General features: G+C 49.5%; 17 protein-coding genes and 1 riboswitch. Of the genes, 10 read left to right on the plus strand and 7 right to left on the minus strand.

Translation table 11 applies throughout. The features are described from left to right. Window positions 1-10 precede the first annotated feature (10 nt). On the plus strand, window positions 11-541 hold the full coding sequence (locus N7386_RS10165) for an NUDIX domain-containing protein (protein WP_279768299.1): 531 nt from the start codon (window positions 11-13) through the stop codon (window positions 539-541). Window positions 542-571: 30 nt separating this feature from the next. On the opposite strand, the gene N7386_RS10170 is transcribed toward N7386_RS10165, so the two are convergent. Next, a complete protein-coding gene (locus N7386_RS10170) occupies window positions 572-1,255 on the minus strand; it encodes a hemolysin III family protein (RefSeq protein ID WP_011716932.1) in 684 nt (227 codons plus the stop codon). Between the two features lie 420 nt (window positions 1,256-1,675). Between N7386_RS10170 and N7386_RS10175 the strand changes: the two genes are divergently transcribed. The 9 genes from N7386_RS10175 (at window position 1,676) to N7386_RS10215 (ending at window position 12,654) form a co-directional block, all read left to right on the plus strand. Further along, window positions 1,676-2,734 carry a hypothetical protein gene (locus tag N7386_RS10175; protein WP_279768307.1) on the plus strand — a complete coding sequence of 353 codons (1,059 nt, stop codon included), beginning with the start codon at window positions 1,676-1,678 and terminating at the stop codon, window positions 2,732-2,734. A gap of 174 nt (window positions 2,735-2,908) precedes the next feature. Further along, window positions 2,909-3,007, plus strand: a riboswitch (TPP riboswitch). Window positions 3,008-3,165: 158 nt separating this feature from the next. Continuing rightward, window positions 3,166-5,319 carry a phosphomethylpyrimidine synthase ThiC gene (gene thiC, locus N7386_RS10180; protein WP_279768309.1) on the plus strand — a complete coding sequence of 718 codons (2,154 nt, stop codon included), beginning with the start codon at window positions 3,166-3,168 and terminating at the stop codon, window positions 5,317-5,319. Window positions 5,320-5,321: 2 nt separating this feature from the next. Then, entirely contained in the window at window positions 5,322-7,019 is a 1,698-nt protein-coding gene (thiE, locus tag N7386_RS10185) for a thiamine phosphate synthase (RefSeq protein WP_279768310.1), read from the plus strand. Then, the gene (locus N7386_RS10190; protein ID WP_279768312.1) at window positions 7,016-8,032 is read left to right on the plus strand and encodes a HesA/MoeB/ThiF family protein; all 1,017 of its coding nucleotides are present in this window, start codon (window positions 7,016-7,018) and stop codon (window positions 8,030-8,032) included. The genes thiE and N7386_RS10190 overlap by 4 nt, the downstream gene beginning before the upstream one ends. Next, window positions 8,029-8,232, plus strand: a complete 204-nt coding sequence (gene thiS / locus N7386_RS10195) for a sulfur carrier protein ThiS (protein ID WP_086903469.1) — start codon at window positions 8,029-8,031, stop codon at window positions 8,230-8,232. Before N7386_RS10190 ends, thiS begins: the two co-directional genes overlap by 4 nt. 1 nt (window position 8,233) lies before the next feature. After that, window positions 8,234-8,998 (plus strand): thiazole synthase, encoded by a 765-nt coding sequence (locus tag N7386_RS10200; RefSeq protein ID WP_086903468.1) that lies wholly within the window; start codon window positions 8,234-8,236, stop codon window positions 8,996-8,998. Beyond that, window positions 8,995-10,110 (plus strand): 2-iminoacetate synthase ThiH, encoded by a 1,116-nt coding sequence (gene thiH / locus N7386_RS10205; RefSeq protein ID WP_086903467.1) that lies wholly within the window; start codon window positions 8,995-8,997, stop codon window positions 10,108-10,110. Before N7386_RS10200 ends, thiH begins: the two co-directional genes overlap by 4 nt. A gap of 124 nt (window positions 10,111-10,234) precedes the next feature. Then, complete coding sequence (locus N7386_RS10210) at window positions 10,235-10,498, plus strand: chemotaxis protein (RefSeq protein ID WP_086903466.1); 264 nt, start codon at window positions 10,235-10,237, stop codon at window positions 10,496-10,498. Between the two features lie 2 nt (window positions 10,499-10,500). After that, window positions 10,501-12,654, plus strand: coding sequence for a putative metalloprotease CJM1_0395 family protein (locus tag N7386_RS10215; protein WP_279768317.1), 2,154 nt, complete (start codon window positions 10,501-10,503; stop codon window positions 12,652-12,654). A 178-nt stretch (window positions 12,655-12,832) separates the two neighbouring features. On the opposite strand, the gene N7386_RS10220 is transcribed toward N7386_RS10215, so the two are convergent. The 6 genes from N7386_RS10220 to N7386_RS10245 all read right to left on the minus strand — a co-directional run bounded on the left by N7386_RS10220 (window position 12,833) and on the right by N7386_RS10245 (window position 20,371). Continuing rightward, window positions 12,833-13,735, minus strand: coding sequence for a LysR family transcriptional regulator (locus tag N7386_RS10220; RefSeq protein ID WP_011716942.1), 903 nt, complete (start codon window positions 13,733-13,735; stop codon window positions 12,833-12,835). Between the two features lie 174 nt (window positions 13,736-13,909). Then, entirely contained in the window at window positions 13,910-15,109 is a 1,200-nt protein-coding gene (locus N7386_RS10225; RefSeq protein WP_279768318.1) for a DUF3541 domain-containing protein, read from the minus strand. After that, a complete protein-coding gene (locus tag N7386_RS10230; protein ID WP_279768319.1) occupies window positions 15,036-16,943 on the minus strand; it encodes a M3 family metallopeptidase in 1,908 nt (635 codons plus the stop codon). Before N7386_RS10230 ends, N7386_RS10225 begins: the two co-directional genes overlap by 74 nt. Beyond that, complete coding sequence (locus tag N7386_RS10235; protein ID WP_279768321.1) at window positions 16,918-17,862, minus strand: alpha-L-glutamate ligase-like protein; 945 nt, start codon at window positions 17,860-17,862, stop codon at window positions 16,918-16,920. Before N7386_RS10235 ends, N7386_RS10230 begins: the two co-directional genes overlap by 26 nt. Further along, window positions 17,862-19,370: a UUP1 family membrane protein gene (locus tag N7386_RS10240; RefSeq protein ID WP_279768322.1), complete on the minus strand. Its 1,509-nt coding sequence runs from the start codon at window positions 19,368-19,370 to the stop codon at window positions 17,862-17,864. The genes N7386_RS10235 and N7386_RS10240 overlap by 1 nt, the downstream gene beginning before the upstream one ends. Before the next feature lie 173 nt (window positions 19,371-19,543). Continuing rightward, the gene (locus N7386_RS10245; protein ID WP_279768323.1) at window positions 19,544-20,371 is read right to left on the minus strand and encodes an ATP-dependent zinc protease; all 828 of its coding nucleotides are present in this window, start codon (window positions 20,369-20,371) and stop codon (window positions 19,544-19,546) included. Window positions 20,372-20,393 lie beyond the last annotated feature (22 nt).

Consider the following 20,393-nt stretch of genomic DNA (forward strand, 5'->3'; position numbering starts at 1 on the left):
GAGTTTTATTATGCGTTTATTGAAGTCCAACCAAGCCACCAATCTCAATCTTAAACAGGCGAAGATTTTTTATCGCCAAGCCGCCCGTGCCATTGTGCTGTCGGGGGAAGATATTTTGCTGCTCTATACCCAAAAATATCGCGATTACGGTTTGCCTGGTGGTGGGGTAGATAAGGGCGAGAGCCTTGAAGTTGGACTTATCCGCGAATTGCAGGAAGAAACCGGCGCCATTACCGCCAAAGTGTTAGCGCCCTTTGGTCGTTATGAGGAATATCGTTCCTGGTTTCGTGAGGGAGCAAATGTTGTACACATGGACTCTTACTGTTACCTGTGCGAAATCGATACGAGCCTTGGCGAGCGCGGCCTAGGTGAGCCAAGACTCGAAGCCCATGAGATTAAAAATGGCATGCGCCCTGAATGGATCAATATCCACCAAGCGATTGCCCATAATGAAGAGATCCAACGAACGTTCGCCAATAAAGGGCAATCCATCGACAGGGAAACCTTTCTGCTCAAACGAATCGTCGCAGAGTTGCTGTAGATAAAGTTAGCTTGATGGCTGCCTTAACGGTTAGATCACTGTTAAATAAATACAAAAGAAGTGGCTCATCGCGCCCGCCAATACAAATAAATGCCAAATCGCGTGATTGTATGGGATGCGTTTACCGACATAGAAGACCACCCCTAAGGTGTAAAACAACCCGCCTAATAGCAGAAGCTTAAATCCTAGCGGCGACATCGCCGCCGTCAAATCGCCCATCACAGTCACACACAGCCAACCCATCACCAAATAGAGCACTAGGCTCATTTTTTTAAAACGATGAATAAACAAGGTCTTAAATAAAATCCCACCAATAGCCAAGGACCAAATCGCCGTCAGGATAATGGTGGAAAGTTGTCCTTGCAGGCTGATTAACATCAGAGGGGTATAGGTGCCTGCAATTAAGCAGTAGATGGCACAGTGATCGGCAATCTTGAGTTTATGTTTCCAGCCTACATGCGTTACGCTGTGATACAGGGTAGAACTTAAAAACAACAGGATAAGGCTTGCACCATAAATAATAACACCTGTGAGCTGAATGCTGGTGAGGTGGTCGGCGCCCTTGAGGATCATAAACACTAAGCCGACCACACCCGCGATCACTCCAAGGCCATGGCTGATGCTATTGGCTATCTCCTCACTAAGGCTATAGCCACTGATATTCAATGGTTTTTCATGACTCATTTGCGGCTCTATCAAACTCTGGCTTGGCATGCTGTTGATCCACTCGATGGCGATAATGACTGAGTCTATCAGTTGATAAATTGGAAAGCCATAATTAGCTTACACGTGTAAGCTAATTTATTTTAAGGACCACATCATCAACTGAGACTTAGGCGAGCCCTTATCTAGTTGTACAACATTATGGTGCCTGTTTACGACTGATTAATGTCAACGCCTTGGAACTTTGTGCTGCGCACTTTCTCTAATCTCCCGTAGATGTCATGGATTTGTTAAGTACTTTGTCCATTAAGTACTAAGGGATGGATTTTGCCTATTCGTTCGAATATTACCCCAGAAGATGATCTTAGTTTTGACGCGTACGGTCGTGTGACAAACGACGAGACCGCACCATTTTCCGTTATGCCTTTTTGTGCAACGTCTTTCAGCGCTACAGCCCAAGGCGCTACAGATTTGAATACTAAGCCTTTTAGCGCTCATGCAGAGCCTTTGGGGAGCGATATAAGCCTTAATTTGCATGAGGCTAACCAAAAAGATATCGATAGCACATTTCAAACATCTTCAAAGCTAAGTGGGCGAGAGTGGTCGCAGTATTTCAATCTTAAGCCATTGTTTGGGGTCATTCTGGGCCATGGCTTACTGCTGTTGTTATTAATTTTTTTATGGCGAACTCAGTCGGAACACTTAGGGCTGTCGTTTACCGAATCATCTTCCAACGCACGGACTACAACCAAGGCGTTAAAGGCGTATTTTATTTATGCGCCGCCAACGCAAACTGCTCCAGCGGATCCGCCTCAAGATTACTCCGTTGAAGAACCTACCGTTTCTAGTGAGCCGATCACTTCGCCGCCTAACACTACGCAGCTGACAGTGGATGTTGAACCAGCCGCAAAAGTGATACCAAAACCCACGGAAAAGTTGGCGCCAAAAACTACAGAGCAGATTGCAAAACCTCTTGAAGTCAGCGCCCAAGCGTCGAATAGAGCAGTTTCAAAGACTCCAACACAGGGCCAAACCCAGCAGAGTGCAAAAGAAGCTATTAAGCCTCAAAAGGCAGAAGTCCAATCAAGCTCGGCTCAAGCGGCAAGTACTCAGCAGTCAGATACTGGTGAGCAAAGCAGCGGTGCGGCTGGCAGTGTCGGTTTATTTACCCAGCGTTATTTTGAACGCCAGCGTGAGCAAGCCTTAGATGATTTAGTGTTAGAGCAGGCAAATCATTACAGCAAACGGTCGACTATGTCTGAAATGAGCCCCGAGATGGAGGTGTTGATTGTGCCCAATGCCGACGATTTTAGCGGCCCCACCAGTTTAGATTTAGAACTGGATCCCAATCGAATTGTCCGTAAAGGGGATACCTGCTACCGGGTCGTTAAAGTCGGCACCCAAATTAATCCCTATGCGGAGAATTTAGGGTTCCCCTTCAATTGCAGTGGCAAGAAAATGAATCAAGAAATTGATGATGCCATTAAGGCGCAGCTCGATAAAATGATGGTAAAGCGGCCAAAAGATTAAAAAATAGTGATGATAAATTTTCACTAAAAATGATATTTATTGTGGATTATAGAGTTTATTAAAATTAAATCTGTTTTATACAATAGGTTATTTGTTCTTTATTTTTGATTGGTAATTTGATTTTTATCCTAAAATTACGCTTGTTTGTTCGCAGCGCTTCTGCCTATACTTTTGCCCATCTTGTCGGAGTGCCTCTTGGCTGAGACCGTTTATTCGGGATCCGTTGAACCTGATCAGGTTAAAACCTGCGAAGGAAACAAGCATAATAACATCCATTAAATCGTATCAGCGGCCACCTTTTGCCCTGTATTAACCCATCGATTTAGTTGTTATTGAGTCCGTAAACCCGCTTAGGGTTTGCAAGGCTCAGCTTCAACACTCAAGTCTCCAGACAAGCAACCCCATTTTTATTTGTTAAAGTGAGATTGCTTATGTCCAGTTTAGAATCGTCCTCAGAATCGATTGCCGTGAACACCCAAGGGCAAACGAGCCGCCGTGCGGCGCGCGCCCAGGCGCAAGCCTTTATCGATACCCTTAAACCATTACAACACCCTAATTCGCAAAAGTTATATTTGCAGGGAAGCCGTGAGGATCTCCGTGTAGGGATGCGGCAAATTCTGCAAACCGATACGCGGATTGGCGGCACTGCGACCGCGCCCATAGTCGAGAAAAATCCTCCCATTCCGGTGTACGACTGCGCAGGGCCTTATTCCGATCCGGCTGCGCAAATTAACGTGCGCCAAGGTTTAGCTAAACTCAGATTACCTTGGATTATCGAGCGGCAAGATACCGAAGTGCTTGATTGTGCGACCTCAGATTTTACCCAGCAGCGCCTCAAGGATGATGGGCTCGATCATTTGCGTTTCGAAGCTGGCTCAAGTGCGATTGTTCGTCCTCGCCGTGCCTTACCGGGTAAACGCGTGAGCCAATTACACTATGCCCGCCAAGGGATTATTACCCCTGAAATGGAATATGTTGCGATTCGAGAAAATATGGCGCTCGCCGAGGTGCAAGATGAAATCTTAAACCGCCGTGGCCAAGGTGAATCCTTCGGCGCTGTGATTGGTAAACCGATTACCCCAGAGTTTGTCCGCGATGAAATTGCCCGTGGCCGCGCCATTATTCCGTTAAATATCAATCATCCAGAAGCCGAGCCTATGATTATTGGTCGTAACTTTCTAGTGAAAGTGAATGCCAATATCGGTAACTCGGCGGTCACGTCCTCCATCGAGGAGGAAGTCGAAAAGTTAGTCTGGTCAACCCGTTGGGGCGCAGACACTGTGATGGACTTGTCCACTGGGCGCTATATCCATGAAACCCGCGAATGGATCATCCGCAACTCGCCAGTGCCGATTGGCACAGTGCCGATTTATCAAGCATTGGAAAAAGTGAATGGTGTTGCCGAGCACCTGACCTGGGAAGTATTTCGCGATACCTTGATTGAGCAAGCGGAGCAGGGCGTCGATTACTTTACCATCCACGCGGGCGTGTTATTGCGCTATGTGCCCATGACTGCCAAACGGGTGACTGGAATTGTGTCCCGCGGCGGCTCGATTATGGCCAAATGGTGCTTGAGCCACCATCAAGAAAACTTCCTCTATACCCATTTCCGTGAGATTTGCGAGCTGTGCGTGGCCTACGATGTGTCGCTGTCATTAGGCGATGGTATGCGTCCAGGCTCGATTGCCGATGCCAATGATGAGGCGCAGTTTGCCGAGCTTGAGACCTTAGGCGAGTTGGTCAAAATCGCTTGGGAATACGATGTGCAGACCATTATCGAAGGGCCTGGGCACATCCCGATGCAGCTTATCAAAGAGAATATGGATAAGCAGCTTATCCACTGCGCTGAGGCGCCGTTTTATACCCTAGGCCCACAAATTACTGATATTGCACCGGGTTATGATCACTTCACCTCAGGGATAGGCGCGGCGATGATCGCATGGTATGGCTGCGCCATGCTCTGCTATGTGACGCCGAAGGAGCACTTAGGTTTGCCCAATAAGCAGGACGTCAAACAAGGGCTGATTGCCTACAAGATTGCCGCCCATGCCGCCGATATTGCAAAAGGTCACCCGGGCGCGCAGATCCGCGACAATGCGTTATCTAAGGCGCGTTTTGAATTCCGTTGGGAAGACCAATATAACCTGGGACTCGACCCTGATACCGCCCGAGCCTATCACGATGAATCCCTGCCACAGGAGTCGGCCAAGGTTGCGCACTTTTGCTCTATGTGTGGCCCTAAGTTCTGCTCAATGAAGATCACCCAAGATGTGCGCGACTATGCGGCAAGTTTAGCGGCGGGTACGTTAACAGGGGCTTCGTCAAGCCTGAATGTTGAGAGCGCTGAAGCGCTTGCATCGATAAACCCTGCTCCACAAGGGCAAGCTAGCAAAGAAGCAATCCAGCAGATCAGAGTCAAAACTCAAGATGAATTAGCGGCGGCCATGGCGCAAAAATCGGCTGAGTTTGCGGCCTCGGGCGCCAAACTGTATCTGCCGCTGGGCGATGCTAATACAGCCAAAGAATCGGCCAAGCAACAGGATGGGACAGAGCTCCAACCCACAGTACAGGTAGCGGAGGTTTGATAATGAGCCCTGCTAAAGATATTAGCCTGGTGGCGCCTAAACCTATCGTCTGGACCATTGCGGGTTCAGACAGCGGTGGCGGCGCGGGGATCCAAGCCGACTTAGCCACCATCAAGGATTTGGGCGGTTATGGATGTAGCGTAATCACTACGTTAACGGCCCAAAGTTCGGTGGAGGTGGCGTTAGTTGAGCCTGTGAGTGAGGCAATGTTACTTACACAGCTCTCGACCCTGTTAGCCGATCTACCGCCTCAGGCGATTAAGATTGGTTTACTCGCAAATCAGCAGCAACTGCACTTAGTTGCCGACTGGTTGGCTGGTTTTAAAACCCAATTTCCACTCGTCCCCGTTATTCTCGACCCTGTGATGGTTGCCAGCTGTGGGGATGAACTGGGCGATAAGAGCACTGCAAGTAAACCTATGGATTTTACTCCCTTTAAGGGCTTGATTAGCCTGATTACGCCGAATGTGCAGGAGTTGGCAAGGCTTACTGTCGCCACAGATAAACAAGCGTCAGCAATTCACACAAAAGCAGAGTTCGCCGCTGCGGCAATGCAACTCTCTGAACAATTAGACTGCAGCGTATTAGCCAAGGGCGGCGATATTGATTTTGCGGCTCAGGCAAGCGTAGGCATTAATACAAGGGATAGCTTAAGCGGTCACAAAAGCGATATCACAAGTCATCGCAGTGCCACAGATAATCAGCGTATGGCGGAAGATTTGTTGATTTGTCATCAGGTTACAGGTTGCACACCGCTCGACGCGAATGGCGGTTTTTGGCTCAGCAGCGCGCGGATAAACACGCGCCATAACCACGGCAGTGGCTGTACTCTGTCTTCGGCCATCGCCTCGGTGTTAGCCTTTGGCTTTGTATTGCAGGATGCGGTTGTGGTAGCAAAAGCCTATGTCAATCAAGGCTTAACTTATGCAGAGGGGATTGGCCAAGGCCCAGGGCCACTCGCGCGTACCGCTTGGCCGCACAGCTTAACAGCGTATCCTCAGGTCACTGCTTATTCTCAAAACAGCTTGAGTGAATCCAGTGATTTGCAATGCGGCGCGTTTAAGCGCCTTGATCCTGACTTAGGGATTTATCCAGTTGTCGATAACTTACTGTTACTCGAGCAGTTATTGGCGGCAGGCGTGAAGACGGTACAGATCAGGATAAAGTCTAATGTGCCAAACTCTAATGCGCTGACGTCGGACGAACTTGAGGCACAAATCCAAACTGCGATTGCCTTAGGTAAGCATTATGATGCGCAGCTTTTTATCAATGATCATTGGCAGCTAGCGATAAAGCATGGCGCATTTGGGGTCCATCTTGGGCAAGAAGATTTGGCGGTAACGGATCTTAACGCCATTCATGCAGCGGGCTTGGCTCTTGGCATCTCTAGCCACGGTTATTTCGAGTTGCTGCGTGCCCATCAACATGCACCATCTTACATCGCCCTTGGGCATATCTTCCCAACGACCACAAAGCAAATGCCATCGGCGCCGCAGGGGTTATGTAAACTCACTTATTATGTTGAGCTGTTAAATGCGCACTATCCCTTAGTGGCAATTGGCGGCATAGGATCTTCGAATCTTGACCAAGTCAAAGCGACTGGGGTGAGCAATATTGCCGTGGTGCGGGCGATTACTGAATCAAGCGATCCAATAATGGCCTTTGCCGAATTGACGCGAGCTTGGGAGTCAAGCCTATGAGCATCACACAAGAGCAGGCGCAATCCCTTGCCGATAAAGACTTTATTCGCTATTCGCGGCAAATATTTTTACCTGAAGTCGGCGAGGCTGGCCAGTTGATGCTTAAGCAGGCTCATGTCCTTATCGTAGGCCTCGGCGGCCTTGGGCAATTGGCGGCGCAGTATTTGGCTTGTGCCGGTGTTGGGCGCTTAACGCTTGTCGACGGCGATAGGGTGGAATTGTCCAATCTGCCAAGGCAATTACTCTTTAGTGATGACGATATTGGCCATCACAAGGCCCTCATTGCTAAACAAAAATTGGCCGTGTTGGCGCAAGGTTGTGAGATTGATGCCTTTGCCGAGCATTTGACTCTTGAGTCTGCGAACACTGTATTTTCTGGTCTGTTAGCCTATGGTAAAGAGACGAGGTTAGTGCTTGATTGTACTGATAATCTTGCGGCGCGCCATTGTATCAATCGGCTGTGTATTGAGCATGCCTTACCTCTGGTGAGTGCCGCCATTGCCGCTTTCAACGGCCAACTGTTTGCGGTTGATCAACAGCGTTTCCCAATGGGCGGTTGTTATCACTGTATTTTCCCCTCGAATACTCGCGCGCCACAAAATTGTAGCAGCCAAGGTGTGCTTGGCCCCAGTGTCGGCGTGATGGCATCGATGCAGGCGCTGCTAGCAATGCAATTGTTGCTCCTAGCCACGCCGCCAACCTCTGCAACAAAGCAAACAGCCAATCAGACTTTCGAAGAGGCAAGCCATTCAATCGCCTCCACGAGAGCGCTACTTGGGCGATTCTGGCGCTTCGATGCCAAGTTGCTGCAATGGCATTCGGCCGCATTAACCCGTGATCCCGAGTGCGAAGTGTGCGGATTAAAACCGAGTTCATTAAAGCTGAATTCATTAAAACCGAGTGAATTCATGCAACGCCAATCAAGCGAGCGCGTAGAAAAGGCGAATGCTAACACTCAGCATTCGACCGTAACCGTTTCATTCAAATCTGTCCCTAATCGAGGTTTGTTATGATTTTAATTCATCTCAATAATATGCCCCAAACACTGCAACAACCGCTGAGTTTACAAGCCTTGTTAGAAGCACAAAATATTTGCCAACACTCGGTTGCCTTAGTGCTTAATGAGGCTGTTGTGCCAAAACACCGATGGTCATCTATCCAGTGCCAACACGAGGATAAGATTGATGTATTTGCCGTTGTAGCTGGAGGTTAAGATGTTAACGATTGCGGGTGTGGAATTTGAGTCACGATTATTTACGGGCACGGGTAAGTTCAGCTCAAGTCAGCTGATGCTGGAGTCCATTAAGGCGTCTAAATCGCAGTTGGTTACAGTTGCGATGAAAAGAATTGATTTGAAAACAGGAGCCGATGATTTGCTATCGCCACTAAGGCAAGCGGGCGTGCGACTCTTGCCTAATACATCGGGGGCGCGTAATGCGAAGGAAGCGATATTCGCCGCTGAACTGGCGCGGGAAATGCTGGGAACACAATGGGTTAAACTTGAAATTCATCCCGATCCCAAATACCTGATGCCCGATGCAGTCGAGACGTTAGCGGCGGCCAAAACCCTGTGTGAACGTGGGTTTATCGTGATGCCCTACGTGCATGCCGATCCTGTGTTATGTCGCCGCTTAGAAGAGGTTGGCTGCGCTGCCGTGATGCCACTGGCAAGCCCAATTGGCACTAATCAGGGGCTGGTGACTGAGTCTTTTATCAAGATGATTATTGAGCAGGCAAAAGTGCCCGTGGTGATTGATGCGGGAATTGGCGCGCCATCCCATGCGGCCCACGCGATGGAGCTGGGAGCCGATGCCGTTCTGGTTAATACCGCCATCGCGAGTAGTGCTTCGCCCATTGAAATGGCGCAGTGCTTTAAGGATGCAGTAGATTGCGGGCGACGCGCCTTTGAAGCGGGGCTTGGCCGAGTGCAAACCCAGGCTGTCCATACCAGTCCATTAACAGGATTCTTGCAGCAATGAGTTTTGTTGACCAATTTGCCCGCATTGAACGGGATAAGTTATTGCTGGCGTTATATTCCTGCACGGCAGCGGAGGTTGAGCGCGCCCTGATGCAACCCGAGGGTAATCTAGAGAGTTTACTCGCCTTGTTGTCTCCAGCAGCAGAGCCCTATATTGAAGAGATGGCGCAGCGCTCGGCGGCGCTCACTCGGCAACGCTTTGGGGCCAATATTGGACTCTATTTACCCTTATATCTGTCAAATCTGTGTGCCAACGAGTGCGACTATTGCGGCTTTAGCATGAGCAATAAGCTAAAGCGCAAAGTGCTCAATGAGCAGGAAATTGTGGCCGAAATGGCGATTATTAAATCCCGTGGCTTTGACTCTATCTTACTGGTATCGGGTGAGCATGAAACCAAAGTAGGGATGGATTACTTTAAGCGCGTGTTACCCATTGTAAAACAGCAGTTTAGTTATTTAGCCATGGAGGTACAGCCGCTTGATGAGATTGATTATCGCCAGCTTGTCGAGCTAGGACTTGATGCTGTGATGGTGTATCAAGAAACCTATCAAGCGGCGACCTATGCTAAGCATCACACCCGAGGCAATAAGCAGGACTTTGCGTATCGGCTGGCAACGCCCGACCGCGTTGCCAGCGCAGGTGTCGATAAGATTGGCCTAGGCGTGTTATTGGGTTTGGATGACTGGCGACTCGATGCCTTACTGATGGGGCATCATTTGGACTATTTAGAACGGCATTATTGGCGGACTCGCTTTAGTATTTCGTTACCTCGTTTGCGGCCTTGTACCGGCGGCATAACGCCAAAAGTGCATTTAACCGATCTTGGACTGGTACAATTGATCTGTGCCTTCAGGCTTTTTAATCAGCAACTTGATATCAGTTTATCGACACGCGAGGCGCCATCACTTCGGGATAATTTGCTGCCACTTGGGATAACACAAATGAGTGCGGGGAGTTCAACGCAACCTGGCGGTTATCAGGCGCCAGAGAGCCAATTAGATCAGTTTGAGATAAGCGATGAACGTACCGTTGAGCAAGTCATGACTCAGATGCGCCTTCGGGGATTTAATCCGGTTTTTAAGGATTGGGAATCGGCTTGGATTGCGGGTTAAATGGCGTGCGAAGATCCTGCAGAAATGCGCTCGAAAATGCCGCTAGAAGGGGCGATAAATCTGTACTTCGCACTAGAGTTGGTTAATAATTAATCCAGTCATTACCAGATGCAGGAATACTCCTATGCAAATCCAATCTGCTTATGCTTCCGGTCTGCAAGGCTTGCAAACGGCTCAATCAGGGCTCACGCAGGCAACGATTGATGTGGCCAAACCTAGCCCATCGCAAAGTGCTGCGCCGACAGAAACCGCTAAGGCGGTAGATGAACCCGATAAAACTTCGGCGTTACTGGCGGCGAATGAATCATTGCGACAAGGTGAGGCATCGACTGAGGTACTCCAGCGAGAGTCAGAAACCATAGGTTCGATAATTAACATCAAGGTATAGTTATGTCGGTTATGGCGCTGTCAGCACAAATTGGCGCGCCATCCACTTCGTTTTTGGGCGCGGATAAGTCTATTGAGCCAGCAAAAGGCGTTAAACCTCAAGGCGGACAGACTTATCAAGGGGGAAATGGTCAGGCGGTTGCAACGCTCTTTGCTTCAACCACTAACCTAAATGCGCCAAAACTCGAAGCGAGTGGGGCACTTGCACCATCACTAAGCAGCCTCGGGGCTGTGATGGACCAAGCTATGCCAATCAGTACGACACCGCCCGCTTCATTGACGGATGTCAAACCTGCTAGTCCTCCGATTTCATCTCATGTTGATACTGTCTCTGTTCAGAAGGCTTTCACCGCTCTCGGTGGAAATGCCAAGGCACAACTCCATTCTAACGAGACTGTTTCGACTCCGTTAAATACAAGCTTACATGCTTCAACTAGCTTTAGCTTACTCACAGGCCCTCGCTCGATTGGCGGAATGAGGGAAGGGCAAATTGCTGCCATAGCCACACAGCCATCAGTTTCAACCTTGGGGGCATCGGATGTAGGTTTTAGCGCCACGAGTGGTGCTGTTACGCCTTTTTCTCCTCCAGCCCCAAGCCTTGCAGCCACAATTGCTACTACCGATAGCAGTGTTGGCTCCGCGAGTGTGGGGTTAGCCAATATTTTCTCCACATCTACAGCGGTTGCTACGAATATTGGCTCAACCGGGTCTAATAGCATTAATCCAAATGCCTCAAGTGCAGTGGTGACTCCCTTTGCGACTGAATTTTCTGGTGCAGATGCGACAGACAAAGCGTCACATTCCAGCGCCTCAGCTTTTGCCAATTCAAATGCGCTTCCTGATAGCAATCAATCAAGCGGTGTAAGCGAGCAGTTGAGCCGTGTTTTTAGTAAACCCTCGGGGGAAAGTGGCCAAGTCGGTGCTGGAATTACCCCAAATGCTCAAACGCAACAACAGCAGACTCAAACAGAACAAATTCAAGCTCAAGATGCGCGAGATGAACAAGCCAAGCAGGCAAGGGCACAGGCGGTACAAGAGCAGGAGCAAAAGCAGCAAGCGTTAGCCGAGGTTTTTGCCAAAGCTGAGCAAACTAAGCAAGCTCAGCAGACACAGGACGAGCAAACTCGTCAGCAAGACGTAGCGAAGGAGCAAGTTAAACAGGCGCAAGAAAAGGCAATTGAGCAGCAAAAAGCCCAAGTGGATGCATTAAAATCAAGGGACACAGAAGTCAAAGCCCATGAGCATGCTCACGCCAGTGTGGGCGGTCAATATGCCCAAAGCCCCAGTTTCAAATATGAAAAAGGTGCCGATGGTCAGCGTTATGCGACTGACGGTGAGGTGCAAATCGATGTGTCGATAGTACCTGGCGATCCACTGGCGACCATCAATAAGATGAAGCAAGTCTATGCGGCGGCGATGGCACCTGTTGATCCTTCTTCGGCGGATATTCGTGTTGCCGCAGAAGCACTGCAGAAAATGAATGAGGCCAAGGCGAAACTTGCAGAGGAACGTCAGCAGCAGATTGTTGATCAACCGACAATGGAAACGCTGATTGGCGCAGAGGCACAGATTGAAGGTTTACCACCGCTTAAGGAGCGACAAATTCAAGTCACAGGCAAGATTGATGCTAATGGCAATATCGCAGCGCCCCAAGAGGAACCATCGGCGCCTGTAACAGACGTGATTGATAAGATTAAACAAGCCATTGCGGCGCAGGTTGCATCGAGTAAAACCTCAGATGTAGCAAGTACCTCTGAAGTTGATAAGACAGAGACCATTGAGCCGCCAACGGCGACCTTAGCGATCGGCGCCGTATCAAATAAGGATGAAGCGCCAGAGCTTGCTATGCAGCGGTTGGCGTCGTCTCGTGACAACAAGGGTACATCGAGTCACACAACAAACGGCAGTAATGCGGTGCGTTTCTATGGCTCGGTCGCTGTAACAACGCTGGCAAGTAAGGGAAACACTGAAGTTAATCAATCAGGTTCGAATGATGTTTCACTTGAGCCGATAGGTGACTCGTCTAGCTATGAGCCAGATAGTATTATGTCCAATGGATTGGCGCTCGAGTCCTCAAGCGGTCAAAATACACGCGGCCTGTTCAATCCTCAAACCTTAGCACTGCACCGTCCACGCTTCTTAGATGTGAATGTCTAGCCTCTCGTTCTCGAAATGCCCGCAAATTTTAACTAACTAGCGTTTGCCTATTAAGGACAATCGCTTAAGCCATGCTCTGCATGACAAGTTCAGTCGCCATTAAAAGGATAAACCCACAATGATTCCCTGCTAGCCTGGTGCTCGTTTTGCCGCACACGGTGGAAGAAGGTGAGCGTGGTTAATCGCTTGTACTCACACCATGATGTTTGAGGAGATAAGAGGCCAGCAGTTTTGAAGCGGGGCCCTGTTGGTCACGATTCGGGATCACTAGGCTTAGCATAATCCGCCGTTTCTGGCTACCTTGAAGGTGTAAGCGCACTAGTTTGCCTGCGGCTAATTCTTCTTGGATAAGGAAGGACGGGATCCAGCAGAAACCAATACCTTGATTTAAAATGACTTTCGCCTCATGGAAGTTAGATACTGTCCAGCGCTGCTCGGCCTTCAACCAACCGATATCAACATTGGGTTGCAGGCCCGTGTCTTTGATCACCAGTTGCAGGTGCTGCGCCAGTAGCTTGTCATCGTCTAAGGTGCCCATTTCTGCCAAGGGGTGGCTCGGGTGGCAAACCAGATGCAGCTCCTGTTCACACAGGGGCTCGGATAAATAGCCCTTCGGTGGAATTCCGGCGCAAATTGCAATATCGACTTTATTTTGAAGGATTAATTCTTGAGTACCTGTGATGACTGAGTCCAACATAATGATCCGAGTGCCGCGGCTATGGGGCAAAAAGTCACTTAGCGCGCACACTAGACTTTCCATCGGATAGACGATTTCGCGGGCAATGGTGAGTGTGGGCTCCCAACCTTGCTCAAGGTTGCTCGCGAGTTGTTCTAACTCATTGACCGCTTGAGTCACATGGCGCGAACGGCGCAATAATACTTCGCCCTGTGGTGTCAGGTAAGCTTTGCGGCCTCGAACTTCGAGTAGTTCTATACCAAGCTGGTGTTGCAACTTAGCCACCGCATGATTGAGTGAGGATTGGCTCTTATTGAGCTTTTCTGCCGCCTGCGCGTAGCCGCCATAGTCGACGACAGCCTGTAAAATACGCCATTGCTCAAGGGTGGATTTCGCGCGAGTCATGGTTGTCCTCATGTCGAAAACGACAGGTTTCTAAAAAAGCGATAGATTGAGGCTTATAGTGGCGAGCTATGATCGTTTTTTCAATACTATTATCGTGTTAATTGAAAAAGAGGTTATCGCGTTGCAATGCTGCGGCGTGACAACCTCTTATCAGTACAAACTATGAGTAATGGGTTAATCGATAACCTTAGGCGTCACGCCCATAGGTAAATACTTTTTTGTCGCGTTAAGTTCGTTCAGATAGGGGCCGGGATAGAGGGTTTCTGGCCAATTAAGTAACATTATCGCTAGCACATTACGATGCTCGCCAAGGGCTAAGTCAGGATTGCCCTTGGGTGAGGGGATAATTTGGCTATCAGGGTCGAACGAGTTGGCAATATACGCCCGAGTTTGAGCCACGACAGTATGGTCTGTCTTGCCCGCTAACAGAAAACTAATGCCGACTTCGGCAATAATATCGTCGGTCGCATCCTGTAAAATTCGCTCAATGTTGGCGTCAAAGTAATCCAAAATCCATGCAAACTCAGTGGCATCCACCCGATGCTGATAATATTCACTGGCGGCAAAGATAAAATGCGTCATGCCGTAGAGCTTATTACGAAACAGTGCTTTGCTGAGTGTGGCATCCTGCGAATCAGGATAAACCCGAGTAAACGCCGTTTTATAATCCTCTAGATAATCTCCCACACCCAATTGTTTGGCCCAATACACATAGTTAATCAGCTGCGCCGCCCAGGCTTTAATCATCGCGGGATCGGTCAAACCTTGGCGTAAGTCGGCCTTTTTGAGGGCTTGGATCATTTGGCTATGGCAAGGACCTGTAAAGCCTAACTCATCGATTCGACTGGCAAATCGCAATAGCACATCGGAGTAAAATAAAAACTCAGGAAAGGGCGCGAGGGCTTTTTTACGGGCCTTGGCTCTGGGACCATTACCCAGTTCGGCGATGGCGTTCTGTGAGGCTTGGCGTACAAACTCAGGGTTATCCATTTGGCAGGCATAAAACGCTTGAGCTTCGGTTACCGTATAAAGATCGACTAACGCCGCGTTGGCATATTGCTCATCGCCCGTCAGGCGATAGAGACGGATCCCATAATGTCCTTGCACCCGAGGCGGGAGTGTATAGAGATGGGTTTCAAGGTTCTGTTGAATAAGCTGCGCAACGTCGCTTTGGCTTAATTCGGTTTTATCTGCGGCGTTTGGCTTGAGTACGTTTTGTGAGTACTCAAGCCCTGCGTGACTTAGGGATGAGCTATGCGTGTTGGCGAAAGCACTCTGTGCGGTAAAGAAGGCTAAACCGCTAAAAAGCGCAATGGGTAGTGTGAGTTTGTGTTTCGGTTGTGGTGTATGGGTGATTTTCAGATCCTGAGACATGGATAATCCTTTGGATAAGCGCAGCGGCATCCACGGGTTCGCCAAGTATGGCGCGCAGTTGCTCGCTCAAGGTGAGTGCGGTCTCATTGACCACGAGGAGATTAAAAAGCCCAAGCTTATCTTGGCAGTCTTGGGTGGATTGATAGACAAGCGTCGCGAGTTTGGCTTGCCACAGGGATTGATAATAACGTGGGCCTTCGTTGGCGATTGCATTGAAACTGTATGGGTAATCAATCGCTTGTGTCCAGTTCGCCCCAAAGCTTTTGCTAAATTCAGCAGGAAGATCCGGATAGCTTTGCTGGTTTAAAGACTGGTAAAAGTTAAGTGCTATCTTAGCGCGAAAGACTTTAAGCTGCGTTGCATAGGCGCTTGCGAGCGTTTCCCTCGGCTGAATATATAGGGTATCAAATTGGGGGAATAGCGTTTGGCGTAATACCTTAGCGAGCCAAAGACTCGGTAATTGATTGGTATCGAGCGTCGGGCCTAAGGTGTTGTTAAGGTAAAAATGACTGCCGCGCGCCAGTGAAGTCATTGCATCGGCGAGGGCTTGGGTAAAGCGTTCGATATCTTTGAAATTATTGAGTGTCGCGGGGAGCTCAAGCGTCTGTTGACCAAATTGCTGTCCAATCACATTTTGCCTGAGGGTGTGTTGACTGGCATTCCTAGGTTTATTCACTTTATCTTGAGCGCCGATAGCCAGATACACTTCTCCTAATAATCTATCCATATGGTAAACGCGGAGGATTTGTTGCTGCGTTTGTGCGAGTGTAGTTTGAGAAAGTGTTGTTTGAGTAGCTTTCGAGTCTAGATGCTCGCCAATGACCTCAAAACGTAAACCAAACTCGCTGAAGCTTGTTAAGGCCTTGTCGAGCAGCTCACGGGTATTGAGGGCGGTGGTTTGCGCGCTGGGTAATTGCGATAAGGTACGGCCAAGATCCCAAGGGGCAACTTGAATCGCTTCGGTTTGGCTATCGAGAAAGGCTTTAACTAATTCCGGGGTATTGAGTTGCTGATCGCTAAGGCTGTAACTGGCGTAATCGCTAAAACCTGCGTCATTGGCAATGCGTTGGCGTAGCTCGGCAATACGGTGTAAGGCGACTTGATTATGTTCCCTGGCTCGACCTTGATAGGCTTGCCACAGGGTTTGCCGACATTCGGCATTAGATTGCTTTAACAGGTAATTGGCGATAGTCCCTGAAAAAGTGCCTGAATTTGCCGTTTCATCTTCGTTATTGGCTGTATTAACCTCTGCTCCTTCATCCGTGAGCTGGCAGTTAGCCGCTTGAATATCCAGTTGAAACTGCTGATTGCCTAAACCTTGGCGAATGCTGGCCTGCGCTGTGTGCAGCTTGGCTTTATCCATAATGGATAAATGTTGGCGTAATAAAGCCGTTAATTGCTCGCCGAGCAAGGCCTGTTCTTGACTTGCTGCAGCATGATTTATCGATGCTGCTTGTGTCAGCTCAAACGCCAATTGGCTAAATTCCGCCTGATTTAGTAAGTCGCTCAGAGTATCGGCCAAGCGCAACTGACACTGCAGTAAACCTTGGCGCTCATCCCCCGACAGCGGCAAACCTCGGTAGTAGGTGAGTCTGTCGTTGACATTATTCAGCCCAATGGTTTGCTGCTCTAACACTAGGGCTTTATCCGCCAATGTTAAGCTTGGGAGCTGGTGGGTGCTGGCGTAACTGGCGAAGGCGCCTGCCAAATCGATATTGGGTTGGCGCAAACACTGCTCTACCAGCAGCGGCACAGGACTTGGCGCAGCATAGGCTGCACCGAGGGAGGATAAACACCAGCCAAACAGGCTAGCCGTTAAAATGGATTTTTGCATAGGCTACACGTTCTGCAACTGTCATTGAATGGGATGACATGGCTTCGACATGCTTAAGTCTAGGCAAAATGCCTTTTCCATTTGCAATCTGGATCGCCAGTCCCGGGCGTGCATTGAGTTCCAATAACAGCGGGCCTTTAGTTTGATCAAGCACCATATCTGTGCCTAAATAACCCATCTCACACATTTCATATGCGCTCGATGCGGTATGCAGCAAGCTGTCCCAGTGGGGGACGACAATATCGGTGAGCTTTTTGCCTGTATCTGGATGAAACTCAATTGGAGCATCAAATTGCACAGCATGTAACCCTTTTCCCGTGGCAATGTCAACGCCCACACCCACGGCGCCTTGGTGCAAATTGGCCTTACCATCGGAGGCGGCGGTGGAGAGCCTGAGCATTCCCATCACCGGAAAACCTTTAAAGACAATCAAGCGGATATCGGGCACGCCTTCATGGCTGTAACCGTCAAACACAGGATCGAATTCAATCAGTCCCTCGACAATCGCCACATCGGGTTTGCCGCCAAGGGAGAATAAACCGCTGAGGATATTGGACACGTGTCTATCCAATTCCGATGGGCTGACTTCGTGTCCGCTGGGTTTATAGTAACGCCCCTGTTCGATATGGGTGATCACTAAAATGCCTTTACCACCAGAGCCCTTGGCAGGTTTGATCACAAACCCTGTGCGGCCTTTAACGCGCTTGGGAATATGCACGATTTCGTGCTGCTCACGCACAACGGCGATTAAATCGGGCACGGCAATATCATTGGCCAATGCCAACTGTTTAGTCAGCAGCTTATCGTCCACTCGTTTATAAAATTTACGCGGATTATAGCGACCAATGTAATCGATATTGCGCTTATTCATATTGAGCACGCCGCGCGCGCGCAGCTCCCATGGCCAAGCAATACTCATTAGGCATCCCCCGCGAGTGGTTTAAAGCGTTTGAGTTCCAGTAGGCGATAACCTGTGTATTGGCCCATTAATAGCACTAAAGCCAAGATCACTAAGTGGATCCCAAGGAAGTTAAATACCCAGTGTTGTACCCAACTGGCGCTCATGGCTAAGTAAGCGAGGGTGGCGACCATCAGGCTGCCACCGCCTTGCACTATCACTTGTTTCGGGCCTTCTTCTTCCCACAGGATAGACATACGTTCGATGGTCCACGCCAAAATAATCATCGGGAAGAAGGTAATCGTCAGTCCTTCGCTTAAACCGAACTTATAGGAGAGCAAGGTAAAGACACCGATAATGCCGATCACAACGATGATCACCGCCGATATTCGCGAGATCAGCAACAGATTTAATTGGGATAAATAAGAACGGATCATCAAGCCGCAGGCTACGATCAGTAAGAAGCCGACTAAGCCCGTGACTAAACTGGTTTGAATAAAGGCGAGGGCGATAAGGACTGGCATAAAGGTACCCGAGGTTTTCACCCCAATGATCACCCGTAAAAACACCACCATCAGTACCCCGATAGGGATCAATAAAATGCCCTTAAATAGACTCTGTTCCTCTAGCGGTAATTGGTAGAGCGAAAAATCCAAGGCATTGTTATTCATCATCATATCGATGGATGTCGCTAATGCCGAGCGGGTGTCTTGCAACATCGAGAAATGCACCTGCGAGTTCACGCCGCCCATCACATCGAGCACGGAATGGCCCGAACGTTCCCACAGCAGTAAGTTCTCAGGGCGGCCTTGCTTGCCTTTAACTAAATCGAACAAGACCCACTCGCCGTTATGGAACACTTCCACAAAGGGCGAGAGGGATTGGCGGCGGCGCTGATCTTCAAGGTAGAGTCCGCTGACTTCACGGGCGGGAATACCCTTGGTTTGCAGCATATGCAAAAACACTTGCGTCGCGGTTTGGCTCGACAGTAGCAGCTCCATATTCTGGCTGCGCTTAGTGGCCGTGATTGCATTCATTAATTGCTGGGCGAAGGACAAGTTCGATGCGCTGCGCGCCCAGGTTTCGTTAATTACTTGCTCTGCAGCGGTTTTCTCGGTCGCGGGCCAGAGGTAAGGCTCTGGTTGACTTGGGATATCGTCGCTGTGGATTTGGGTCACGCCCGTCGGCACTAGGGTCACTTTATAATAAAGATCTTGGCTGCCATAGGCCTCGCGAATCGACCAATTGGCGCGGCGCGCGTCCTTATCATCACTCAGTGACAGCCCAAAGCCTGGGGAGCTGGCGTTCTCGACCAAGACTTCATAGGCGGGATCCTGTGGTAAAGAGAAGGACACTTCGGCCGCATCCCCTGTGCCATCGAAGCTGATTTTGGCGTCTACCGCCCAGCTTTGAACTTGCTCGCCGGGGAGAAAAGGCACCTGATGCTTAACGCCGCGGTAGATGCTGGCGCTTAAACCGACAATAAATAGTAATGCCACCAAAATGTAAAAAGGTTTACGTGAATGCATACGTGTTTCCCATGTTGCGCCAATGGCCGAAAAACGTGGGATTACCCAGGCATTGGCGGTTCGAACTCGTCGTCACGCGTAAGATCCACGCGTGGCGGGTATTAGCTACGTCAGGCTGCGTCAGATTGAGCGGCGATGCCACAAGCTGACAGACCAATAAGCTCAAGTGGTTATTATTTTTTGCCGCTGGAGACGATAGCTGACTCTGCTTTAGGTTGTTCAGGATCGGGTTGTTTGGGTGTGGCTTTGGGCTGTTTAGCTTTACCGTGCACATAGCGCTGGCCGACATCGACTACGGCGATATCTTTGATAAATTTACGGCCGAGCAATAAGGGATAGTCGAGGTGACTACGGTCGGTGAGGTTAAGATCAGTCTCTGCTGAATATTGACCAATCTTAAGGTGCGCGTGGATCACGGGGCGACGATCGTCCTTTTCATTCGCGTCCTGCTTGATCCGTACAAAACGTACGACCTTAGATTCGAAATTTGTCGCGGGCTGTTTTTCCCCTTGGGTATACACATCAAAGCGCACCCATTGGGCGCCATCGCGCTCAAACAGGGTAATATTACGGGCATCGATGGAGGAAGACTCTGCCCCAGTATCAATGCGGGTGGCAAAACTGGCATTGAGTTCATCGATAAACACATTTTCGATTTCACCGAGTAAAAACTTATCCCCAAGGGCGGACTTGGGGCATTGGCTCGGCGCAGGCGTCACCACCGCGGCTTGTTTTTGCGCAGTGAGGTTTTTCGCCGCTTGATTTAAATGATTGATTTGCAGACTGAGCTGCTCGACTTGGCTGTTGAGTGTCGCAAGCGAGGTTAAATCCGCAGGCTGGCATTGCTGATTAATCGCAGCGACTAATTGATCTTGCTGCTGATTAAGACGGGTATTAAAGGTATCAGTATCGAGTGGTTTGGGGGCGTGGGCGGTCGGTTCTGTCGCTGCGCATCCGATTAAGCTGCTGGCAACGGCGATAGCGATCAACTGCTTTAGCATAGTACTTCCTATTGGCGTTAAA

It is taken from the genome of Shewanella sp. GD04112, from assembly GCF_029835735.1.
In the GTDB taxonomy this organism is placed as follows: domain Bacteria; phylum Pseudomonadota; class Gammaproteobacteria; order Enterobacterales; family Shewanellaceae; genus Shewanella.